Annotated in this window: 9 protein-coding genes and 1 pseudogene; 8 read left to right on the top strand and 2 right to left on the bottom strand. The window is 65.9% G+C overall.

The features are described from left to right. Positions 1 to 358: 358 nt before the first annotated feature. The 8 genes and pseudogenes from rpmH (at position 359) to RM25_RS11585 (ending at position 7,846) form a co-directional block, all read left to right on the top strand. Positions 359 to 496 carry a 50S ribosomal protein L34 gene (gene rpmH / locus RM25_RS12480; RefSeq protein WP_013162248.1) on the top strand — a complete coding sequence of 46 codons (138 nt, stop codon included), beginning with the start codon at positions 359 to 361 and terminating at the stop codon, positions 494 to 496. A gap of 5 nt (positions 497 to 501) precedes the next feature. Then, entirely contained in the window at positions 502 to 930 is a 429-nt protein-coding gene (rnpA, locus tag RM25_RS11620; RefSeq protein WP_013162247.1) for a ribonuclease P protein component, read from the top strand. After that, positions 927 to 1,154: pseudogene (yidD, locus tag RM25_RS13440) on the top strand (membrane protein insertion efficiency factor YidD); the annotation flags it as partial. The gene rnpA and the pseudogene yidD, both read left to right, overlap by 4 nt. A gap of 157 nt (positions 1,155 to 1,311) precedes the next feature. Beyond that, positions 1,312 to 2,379, top strand: coding sequence for a membrane protein insertase YidC (gene yidC / locus RM25_RS11610; RefSeq protein ID WP_013162245.1), 1,068 nt, complete (start codon positions 1,312 to 1,314; stop codon positions 2,377 to 2,379). A 513-nt stretch (positions 2,380 to 2,892) separates the two neighbouring features. Next, entirely contained in the window at positions 2,893 to 3,378 is a 486-nt protein-coding gene (locus RM25_RS13345) for a Jag family protein (RefSeq protein WP_036941623.1), read from the top strand. A 232-nt stretch (positions 3,379 to 3,610) separates the two neighbouring features. Then, a complete protein-coding gene (gene rsmG / locus RM25_RS11600) occupies positions 3,611 to 4,171 on the top strand; it encodes a 16S rRNA (guanine(527)-N(7))-methyltransferase RsmG (RefSeq protein WP_216847332.1) in 561 nt (186 codons plus the stop codon). Positions 4,172 to 6,026: 1,855 nt separating this feature from the next. Further along, a complete protein-coding gene (locus RM25_RS11590; protein WP_036941579.1) occupies positions 6,027 to 6,866 on the top strand; it encodes a ParA family protein in 840 nt (279 codons plus the stop codon). Then, the gene (locus RM25_RS11585) at positions 6,863 to 7,846 is read left to right on the top strand and encodes a ParB/RepB/Spo0J family partition protein (protein WP_044636528.1); all 984 of its coding nucleotides are present in this window, start codon (positions 6,863 to 6,865) and stop codon (positions 7,844 to 7,846) included. Before RM25_RS11590 ends, RM25_RS11585 begins: the two co-directional genes overlap by 4 nt. 350 nt (positions 7,847 to 8,196) lie before the next feature. Here RM25_RS11585 and RM25_RS11580 read toward each other — a convergent pair whose 3' ends face one another. Together RM25_RS11580 and trxA are read right to left on the bottom strand one after the other, a co-directional pair. Further along, entirely contained in the window at positions 8,197 to 8,643 is a 447-nt protein-coding gene (locus tag RM25_RS11580; RefSeq protein WP_013162239.1) for an OsmC family protein, read from the bottom strand. Further along, entirely contained in the window at positions 8,643 to 8,966 is a 324-nt protein-coding gene (gene trxA, locus RM25_RS11575; protein ID WP_044636527.1) for a thioredoxin, read from the bottom strand. Before trxA ends, RM25_RS11580 begins: the two co-directional genes overlap by 1 nt. Positions 8,967 to 9,043: the final 77 nt, after the last annotated feature.

The following is a 9,043-nucleotide window of genomic DNA, read 5'->3' as shown; positions in this document are numbered from 1 at the left end:
GCCCTTCTGGCGAGTCTAGTCAGCTCCCGAGCCTGTTGCACAGACGTGGCATTGCGGGCCGTTGCGACGCCCGGCGGTGGGGCCCGGCGGACCGGACCGTCTGCGCCCGGGGACGGGGACGGTCCACACCCACGCCAGCGGGCGGTCCGCGCCAGAACGCAGGGCGGTCCGCGCCAAAACAGTGGGCCGTTTTGGGAACGGAGCGCTGTTCAGCGTAAACTTGCCCGAGTCGCTGACGTCAGCGGCCGCTTTCGCGTCCTCGCACCGTGCCGGCCTGTCCCATTTTCGGGTTGGTCCACGATTGTGGGTTCTCGGGGCGATGCGAACCGCCACTCTCAGATATTCAGGAGCTCTTCTCGTGAGCAAGCGCACCTACCAGCCCAGTAACCGTCGTAGGGCACGTACCCACGGCTTCCGCGCTCGTATGAGCAGCCGCGCCGGGCGGGCCATTCTGGCCGCTCGCCGTCGCAAGGGCCGCTCAGAGCTGTCTGCCTGAGCGTCGTGCTGCCGACCGCGGCACGCCTGCGTAACTCAGCTGAGTTCCGCAGCATCGTGCGTCATGGTGTGCGGGTCGGCCGGCCAACCCTTGTCGTGCACGCCGACCTTGCCGAGCACGCCCCGCGGGGCAACACCCCGGGGCCCACATCGACCAAGGTCGGCTTTGTCGTGTCCAAGAAGGTCGGCAACGCCGTCACCCGCAACCGGGTGAAGCGTCGGCTGCGCCACATGGCACGCGCCCGCGTGGTGGCCTCCACCGCGGACGTCCCCCTGCCCGGGGCGCTGCGGGTGGTCGTGCGGGCGCTGCCCGCCGCGGCCACCGAACCGAAGCGCCTGGCCGGCGACTTCGATTCCGCCTGGGATCGCGCGTTGGCCCGGCTCACGCCCGCGCCGTCGGCAGCCGGCACCTCCCCCTCGGGCGGTGCGCGATGAAGTTCCTGCTGATCGGATTCGTGAAGGCCTGGCGCAAGTTCATCTCGCCGCTGTACGGCGACGTCTGCAAGTACTACCCCAGCTGCTCCGCCTACGGTCTCGAGGCACTGCAGCTGCACGGGGCCGTGAGGGGCAGTTGGCTGATCATGCGCCGCCTGGCCCGATGCCACCCCTGGTCGATGGGCGGGGTCGATCCCGTTCCCGGTTCGCCACTGGAGGCCCGCATTGCCGCGGGTGAGCAGGTCGGCGGCCACGACCACAACCTGAAGAACCATGACCACGAGGGCAGCCGCCCTCAGCGTTCCGCGGCCGGCACCAGCGCCGTCACCGGGAACGCCGCTTTGTGAGGTGAATCACTTGAACGCCGGTTTGTTGACGTTGATGGGTATTGGCGACTCCCTGGGGAAGATCGGGTCTGCCATCATGCAGCCGCTCTATTGGGCGGTCAGCGGACTCATCGTGCTCTTCCACAAGCTGTTCTCGTTCTTCATGAACCCGGACTCCGGCCTCACCTGGACCCTGGCCATCGTGTTGCTCACCTGTTTCATCCGGCTGCTCATGATGCCGCTGTATGCCAAGCAGCTGAACTCCTCGCGCGCCATGCAGTCCATCCAGCCGAAGGTCGAGGAGCTGCAGAAGAAGTACGGCTCCGACCGTGAGCGGCTGGGCCAGGAGACGATGAAGCTCTACAACGAGGAGGGCGTCAACCCCGCCTCGTCGTGCCTTCCGTTGCTGATCCAGCTGCCGATCTTCTGGGCACTGTTCCGGGTGCTCAGCTCCGCGGCGTCCGACCGCAATGTGCACGGCTACTGGCTGCAGCGCAGCCCCGAGATCACCGCCTCACTGAGCCACGCCGACCTGTTCGGCGCCAAGCTGTCGGGCACCTTCTGGCCCCTGACCGGTGGTTTCGGCGCCACCCAGGGCTTCGCCCTCGCACTGGCGATCCTGATGACCGGCCTCATGTTCGTGCAGCAGCTGCACATGCTCAAGCGCAATATGCCCCCGGCCGCGCAGACCGGCCCGATGGCCCAGCAGCAGAAGATGATGCTGTATATGTTCCCGCTGATGTACCTGTTCGGCGGCATGGCAATGCCCATCGGCGTGCTGCTCTACTGGCTTGCCACCAACATCTGGACGATGGCCCAGCAGTATGTGATCATCCGCAACTACCCGACGCCGGGCACCCCTGCCTACATCGAGTGGGAAGAGCGGATGAAGGAGCAGGGCAAGGACCCGCGCGAGATCGAGCGTGCCCGTCAGAACCGTGGACGCAAGCACCCGCGCGCCAGCAACAAGACCGCCCAGGCGAAGACCGATGAGAATGGTCGCACCGTGGTGAGCCGCCAGTCGACCCAGCGCACCACCGTGCGTCGCGACGACAGCGACCGGCAGACCGTGGTGCGTCGCCAGCCCAGCCGTCAGACGCGGGCCACCCGCAAGAAGAAATAGCGCCCTGGCGCTCCCCATTGAGCTTTCAGATGTTTCGACTAGGAGACTTTCATGAGTGAAGAGCAGGGCATCAAGCGCGACGACGAGCTGACGGCCACGGAGCAGGAGGCGGCTGCCGATCAGACGGCGACCGAGGACTACTCCCTTGCGCCCGACGAGCAGGTGGACGCCAGCGAGGAGGCCATCGAGGACGCGGTTGCCGACGAGGAGTCCGAGGGCGGCCCCGTTCAGCCCGACGAGTCGCCGGTGGCCCAGCAGGTCGACTCCGAGGTTGCGGCCGATCAGGCTGCCGCCGCCGATGAGGTGGCCGAGGGTGGACCGGTGCAGCCCGATGACTCGCCGGTGGCGCGCAAGGTCACCGCGCTCGAGGACGAGGACGAGGAGGCCGTCGAGGACGAGATCTCCGAGGGTGGTCCGGTGTCGGCCGACGAAGACGCCGATGACGATGCCGAGGATGACAGCGACGACGAGGACGAGGACGACACCGAGGGCGAGGAGAAGCCCGCCGGCCCCGTGGCACGCGAGCGTTCGTCGTCTAGCGCCGAGGATTCCCTGATCGAGGAGGCCGACGCCGCCGCCGACTACCTCGAGGAACTGCTCGACATCGCCGACCTGGACGGCGATATCGACACCTACAGCGAGGGCGACCGCGCCCATGTCTCGGTGGTCACCGACTCCGAGGTGCTGGTCGGCCGCGACGGCGAGGTGCTCGAGGCCCTGCAGGAACTGAGCCGGCTGGCCGTGCTCACCACCACCGGACACCGCAGCCGCCTCATGCTCGATGTGGCCGGTCACCGCGAGAAGCGCCGCAAGGAGCTGCAGCTGCTGGCCCAGGACGCGATCAACGACGTGAACGAGACCGGCGAGCCCGTGCGGCTTGCCCCGATGAACCCCTTCGAGCGCAAGATCGTGCACGACGCCGTGAAGGCGGCAGGGCTGTTCAGCGAGTCGGAGGGCGAGGAGCCCCGACGTCGCGTGATCGTGCAGCCCGCCAAGTGAGCCGACGGTGAGCGACACGCCGATGGACGACCCGATGGATGACGCCCGGCACGGTGCTGCTCGACGCGATGATGGTCGCGTGGAGCGCACGGGCGGGCCCTCGGACGATGCGCCGCACGAAGTGCACGCTTCCCGGGAACGCCGCGTGGCGCAGGCGCGTGACGACGACGCGGGCCGCGAACAGCAGGCTGCGCAGGGTGCCCGGGCGTTGTTCGGTGACCAGTTCGAGTCGATGAGTGGATATGTCGACATATTGGTTGGACAAGGCGTTGAATGGGGGCTGTTGGGGCCCCGGGAGCCCGAGCGCATCTGGTCGCGGCACATCATGAACTGCGCCGCGCTGCTCGAGGTGATCGGCGAGGGCGTTGACGTGCTCGACGTGGGTAGTGGTGCCGGCCTGCCCGGCCTGGTGATCGCCATCGCACGTCCCGACCTGAATGTGACGCTGCTGGAGCCCTTGCTGCGGCGGTTCAACTTCCTCAAGGAGGCCGTTGACGAGCTGGGCCTCGATGGCCAGGTGCTCGTGGAGCGTGGACGCGCTGAGGACCTCAAGCAGCACTTCGACGTGGTCACCTGCCGGGCCGTTGCCCGCTTGCCGAAGCTGTTGGGCTGGACGATGCCGTTGTTCCTGCCCGATGGCGAGCTGCTGGCACTCAAGGGTGAGTCGATTGACGAGGAACTCGCCGACAGCGCCGACATCATTGCCCGCAACGGGCTCAGCGCCCAGGTGATGCAGGTGCGGGCGACCCCCGAGGTGGACGTCGCGCACATCCTGCGCGTGCAGGCCGGCTGAGGCTGCCGTACCCGGGGGTGGACGCATGGTCCACCTGTGTGCCGCGGCGGGATCCTTCCTATGATCGTGCGGCGTGGCGCGGGCGCCCCGAGGGTTCAGTAGTCCCGACCTAGACGCTCCGATGAGTGCGCCGAAGACGTGCGGTGGGGTCTGTTCGCACGGTCAGCGGAGTTGGAGCCGCCCGGGCGATTGGCGGGGGACGTCAAGGGACCACCTGGGGCCGGGCAGTTCGAGCGAGTGGTTCACAGCGGTACTGCCGGGGCTCGCTTCGCTGCACTCGTGCAGCGAAGCGAGAGCATGCGGGGGTGGGGCGATGCTCACGTGAGTGGTCCTCTGGGGAGCTGCTGGGGGGTCGGGGCCGCTCACTTGAGCGGCTGCAAGGGAGCAGCCGGGTCCGGGGACGGTTCGCGAGAGCGCGCCTCGGAGCCTCCACGGCCAGGACGGTTCATTCGGTCAGCAGAGCAGGTGCCCTCGGGGTTTCGGAGGCGTGTTGGGGTGTCTCCTCGGGGAGCATCCACGCTTCGACCCGCTCGCACTGCGGGTGGCGCTGGCTGGGGGTCTGGCACCTTTACTGGCGGGTCGGTATGGCGCCAGGACTCCACGAGCAGAAGGTCGATCTCCATTGGGTCCGCTTCGCCGTGGATCCCCAGCGAGAGTTGGCACCGGCGATGGCGCTGTCCCCCAGAGTGTCCGGGGGAAGCGCTCGCTCGCGCGTGGAGGGCTGGGCCAGCGTGGGAGCGCAGTGATCGCTGAGGCCACGCCTGCCACCCCAGAGCATTTCGCAGGCGGTGCCCTTTGTGGGGTACCTCCCCCGGCCTTTCCGAAGTCGTGCGCGCGAGCCGATTTCGTCCTTCACCGGTGGCGCAGAGGGCTTCTCAGGGAAAGATTTCCTAGCGGACCGATTGTTGTGAGACGGGTCCGTTGTCGTGTGGATCTGTTGTGCAGCGGTTCAGTCGCCGCGGGCCAGTAGAGTGAGCTGTCGGAGTCGTCAGTATGGATGGAGATGATCGCGATGAGCGAACCACTGGGCTATCCGGTGAAGGATCACAGGAAGACGACGCGTCCGCTGGGATACCCCTCGGAACTGGAGATCACTGCGGAGGAGCACCGCGAGGTGCCCCGCCACACCATTGATGGGCGTGACATCGAGACCCTCGAAGTGGGTGCGACGCGCCCCGTCGGTGACGACCATGACGATGCTTCGGGCGAAGACGACGCCGGTGATGGCGACCCTGACTCACACCGGCCCGGCTCCATGGGAGAGCCAAATGTTTCACGTGAAACATCCGCGGATGAGCAGGCTGGCATGAGCGGGAAAGACAGTGGCCAGACGCCGGCGGACTCCTCCCCGTCGATCCAGCCGGCGGCGCCTATCGGTGTGGTGCCAGGGAATGACGTCCCACTTGTTTCACGTGAAACATTGAGCGCCGTGGGTGATGGCCAGAGCAGTGCGGGCGCCCATCACTCAGACATCGAGCCAAGGGGCTCGCGAGATGCAGTGGGGAGTGGAATGGCGTCCGACGAGGAGACGCACGATGTTTCACGTGAAACATCGATGGCCGATGACTCGGACTCGAGCGCTGGAAGTTCCCCGCGGCCTGATGGCTCGCGAGCTGCGAGCGGCCGGGTCGAGCAGAACGATTCCGCGGTTGGACTCACCAACGACGTGGATCCAGCGGTGGATGTTTCACGTGAAACGTCCGAGGAGGGTGAGGCCTTGACTGGTAGCAATGACCCCGCCGCTCCGCGACCGCTACGCAATCCGGCCGCCCGGCATCCTGCGCCGCGTCCCCCCGAAGAACCCAGGCACCGTCCGGAGCGGGCGCTCTATGAGGAGCCGCTCTCGTTGGAGACGATGAATGTTTCACGTGAAACACGAGTGAAGACCGTTCCACTGCCGCACCTCGATGCACCGCGGCGCATTGTTATTGCCAATCAGAAGGGCGGGGTCGGAAAGACCACGACGTCGGTGAACCTGGCGGTTGCACTCGCCCAGGGCGGGCTCAATGTGCTCGTCGTGGATGTCGACCCGCAGGGAAATGCGTCCACTGCGCTCGGCATTCCCCACCAGGAGGGCGTCAGGGGAAGCTACGAGCTGTTGCTCGACGAGGTTCCCGTCGCGGACCTGGTGGTCGACTCTCCCGAGGCGAAGGGCCTCAAGGTTGTTCCGGCAACGATTGACCTGGCAGGCGCGGAGCTGGAGCTCGTCTCGAAGGTGGCTCGCGAGCAGCGCCTTTCGCGTGCGATCAGGGACTACGAGGCCGACCACGACGTCGACTTCGTCATCTTCGACTGCCCGCCGTCGCTGGGACTGCTGACCGTGAATGCACTCGTCGCGGCAAGTGACATCCTCATTCCGATTCAGTCGGAGTACTACGCGTTGGAAGGCGTGCAGCAGTTGATGCGCACGATTTCGCTGGTGAAGCGCCAGTTGAACAGCGACCTGGAGCTGTGGGCGGTGTTGGTGACCATGTATGACGCCAGGACGCGCCTCTCGGCGCAGGTGGCGGAGGAAGTGATGGCACATTTCCCGAAGGAGACGCTGCACACGATGATCCCCCGCTCGGTGCGGATCAGCGAGGCACCCAGCTACGGGCAGAGCGTGTTGAACTACGACCCCAACTCGGTGGGCTCCAACGCCTACCGCAAGGTGGCCCAGGAATTGTCGCAACGAGCAATGAAGGAGCAGGAATGAGCGCACGTCCTGGTGGTCTTGGCCGCGGACTGGGTGAACTGTTTCAGCGCACCGACATCCAGGCCGCAGAGGAACCTCGCGAGTCCGCATCTGATCAGATGGCTGACGGTTCCTATTACGCGGAACTGCCGGTGGCGCAGATCACCCCGAATCCTAAGCAGCCGCGTCAGGTGTTCGATGAGGACGACCTGCAGGAGCTCACGGAGTCGATCAAGGAAGTCGGCCTGCTGCAACCCATCGTCGTGCGCAAGCTGGACGCCACGCACTATGAACTCATCATGGGCGAGCGGCGATTGCGGGCCCACCAGGAGGCCGGCATCGCGCAGATTCCGGCGATCGTCCGCGCCACCGATGACGAATCGATGCTCACCGATGCGTTGCTCGAGAACTTGCACCGCGTCCAGCTGAATCCCCTGGAGGAGGCGGCCGCCTACGAGCAGTTGATGGGTGACTTCGGCATCACCCAGGACGAGCTTGCGCGACGCCTCAAGCGGTCGCGTCCGCACATCTCCAATACCATCCGGTTGCTCAAGTTGCCGGTCACCGTTCAACGCCGTGTTGCCGCCGCGGTGTTGTCTGCGGGCCACGCCCGGGCATTGCTCGCCCTGGATGATCCGCTGGCCCAGGAGCGCCTGGCGCAGCGCATCGTGGCCGAGGGCCTCTCCGTGCGGGCCACCGAGGAGATCGTTGCCCTGGGTGGGGACGAGAAGCCCAGGCAGCGGATCGCGCGTCCGAAGGAACACGACCCACGCGCCGAGCAACTCGCCACGTCCCTGTCCGACCGGTTCGACACCCGGGTGAAGGTGAACATGGGACGCAAGAAGGGTCGCATCACCATCGACTTCGCCGGCGAGGATGACCTGCAGCGGATCGTCGAGATGTTGAAGGGCGTTTCGGCCGGTTCTGGGGCCGCCCCACGCCCCTCAAATCAGGCAGATCCCTGGGATTTCTTGATTCCTCCACATGGACACACAAAATAGTTGGAAAGTGATCCTTACTCCCCACTGGCGCACCCCATAAGGGCGCTGGGGAGGACGAAACCCCATCTTGTGCCCAACGGATTCTGAGCGGAATAGCACCCGTGTGATCCGGCCGGAATCCGGGCTCCGCAAAGCCTGATTCGAACGATCGGGGCGGCGCGGGGGCGCTCGACGTGCGACGGGTGCCAGGAGACTTCAACACAGTCACTTCTACGCAGTGACTTCAACATGGTGACTTCCACACAGTGACCTCAAGGCAGTGACTTCAAGGCGGGCACTTCAACACAGTGAGGGCCCGACCGGATTTCTCCGATCGGGCCCTCACCATCTGGTTGTCTTGGTTGGTCGCCTCAGGCGACAACCTCACCATCAACAGCACTGTGCAGTTCGGTGGGCAGCATCACGGTGCGTCCCACGGTGCAGTCCTTGTCGTGGCTCAGCTTCACCAGCCGGGCCACCAGGCTCTGCGCGGTGCGTCCCTCGTCGGTGTCGGGGAAGCTCAGCGAGAAGTTGAGGTCAACGTCCTTGACCCGGTTCCCCTCGGGGCCCTTCTCCACGTCGCCGGCGATGCTCACATCGAACTTCTCCGGGTCGGCACGTCGCGTGGTGACCACGTCGACGTCGATCGACGAGCAGGCACCGACGGCTGCCAACAGCAGCTCGACGGGGCTGAACACGTCATCGCCATGTCCCACGCTGATGGTGGATCCCCTGCCATTGGTGACCTCGTAGTGCACGGGGCTCACGCGCTTCAGGTTCACACCCACCCGGGAGGTCTTCGTCTGCTCGCCGGACATCACACGAACTCCTGCAGCATCTTGACGATCACGCTCTTGGGCCTGCCGCCCTGGAACTGCTTGACCACTTCGCCGTTCTGGTAGATCTGCACGGTCGGCAGGCCCAGGATCCCCTGGTCGGTGGCGACCTTGGTGTTCGCGTCGGCGTCGACCTTCACGAAGTTGATCTTGTCGCCGTACTCCTCGGCGAGTTGGTCGAGAATCGGGCTGAGCTGCTTGCAGGGCCCGCACCAATCCGCCCAGTAGTCAACGACGGTGGGCTTGTCGGCCTTGAGCACCTCGTCGGAAAATGTGGCGTCAGTGACGTCCTTGGGCTGTGCCATGGTTACCCCTTGTTGTTGTCTGGTGGCCCGGTTGGGAGCCGTTGTCTGTGGCCCCTCGGGGCCGTCGCACGGGTCCC

This window comes from Propionibacterium freudenreichii subsp. freudenreichii, assembly GCF_000940845.1.
Lineage (GTDB): Bacteria > Actinomycetota > Actinomycetes > Propionibacteriales > Propionibacteriaceae > Propionibacterium > Propionibacterium freudenreichii.
The sequence above is the reverse complement of the archived record's forward strand: the minus strand, read 5'-3'. Positions and strand labels throughout refer to the sequence as shown.